The organism is Actinomadura napierensis (genome assembly GCF_039529375.1).
In the GTDB taxonomy this organism is placed as follows: Bacteria; Actinomycetota; Actinomycetes; order Streptosporangiales; family Streptosporangiaceae; genus Spirillospora; species Spirillospora napierensis.
This window is the reverse complement of the sequence record NZ_BAAAMR010000324.1, coordinates 1-656: the sequence shown is the minus strand read 5'-3', so window position 1 is coordinate 656 and position 656 is coordinate 1. Positions and strand designations below refer to the sequence as shown.

The 656-nt window shown below is 31.9% G+C and carries 1 protein-coding gene; it reads right to left on the bottom strand.

The genetic code is table 11. The features are described from left to right. Nucleotides 1–58: 58 nt before the first annotated feature. Nucleotides 59–656, bottom strand: a 598-nt coding sequence (locus ABD296_RS49730; RefSeq protein WP_344285597.1) for a DMT family transporter, incomplete at its 5' end; no start/stop codon positions are given.

Here is a 656-nt window from a genome sequence, read left to right as displayed (position 1 = left end):
CATTGAAAATAAAAAATGAAAATATTTAAAATAAATTTTTATAAAATAATTATTATTTTTACTTTCTTTTAAGTGTGATGAGCATTACACCAAAAATATTAAGAAAACACCCTAGCCACTGGATTGTATTTAAATGCTCATTTAAAAGAAAGACTGAAAAAAGAATAGTAACAATTGGGCTAATAGATGAAATAATAGCTGATTGTGTTGCACCTACATACTCTATACTCAATATTAATAAGAGTGTGGGTAGAACTGTAACAAATAAACCTAAACAGATTCCGTACCAAATAACTTGTACAGGTAAAGAGCTAAGTAGTTGTACAGGATGACTGGTTACCATTAGAAAATGTATAAGTGTGCCAATACAAGCTGCAGATAAAGATAGTCCCGTTAAGTTCCATGAACCAAATTTTTTAATTAATGGTGGGGTAAGTAAGAGGTAGCAAGCAAAAGCAACTGCACTAGCAAATACTAAGCTTGCTCCAAACCAGAAGTTATGTTGATCCGGAAGCGTCTTTTGCTCTTGGAGCATCACAATGACTGTTCCTCCGTAACTTAAGACAAGTGCAAATATCGTTTTTGAACTTAATTTTTGCTTGAGGATAAAACTCGACGCTAAAACGGTCATAGTGGGATATAAAAATAAAAAAATT